1 protein-coding gene is annotated in these 320 nt (G+C 47.2%); it reads right to left on the reverse strand.

What is annotated here, in order from left to right:
* On the reverse strand, window positions 1–320 hold a 320-nt coding region (locus tag F0L46_RS27790; protein WP_210247703.1), incomplete at both ends, for a hypothetical protein.

The following is a 320-nucleotide window of genomic DNA, read 5'->3' on the forward strand; positions in this document are numbered from 1 at the left end:
CTGCTGGGGAAGCTGTTGAGAAGATCCTAACAATTGCTGTGATGAGTTAAACAACATGGCAGGCGGCGACGGAACTGATAGCCCACCGTACCCTCCCTGATAGCCCACGTGGTTGTAATGTTGAGGCGGTGGGGACTGCAATTGTTGCGTTGGCTTCACTTTGCACACATTAGGTGGAGCGCTTTCTGTATTGGTTTCTTCAAATCCAGTAAATTGTAATTCCTCCGTATTTTCCGCAACAGCAGGCATCTCCCAGACCTTCTTAACACTAGCGATTTTTAAATTAAGATCAGCTGCCAGAGGCGAAATCGTATTAGAAG

This window comes from Salinarimonas soli (assembly GCF_008386575.1).
In the GTDB taxonomy this organism is placed as follows: domain Bacteria; phylum Pseudomonadota; class Alphaproteobacteria; order Rhizobiales; family Beijerinckiaceae; genus Salinarimonas_A; species Salinarimonas_A soli.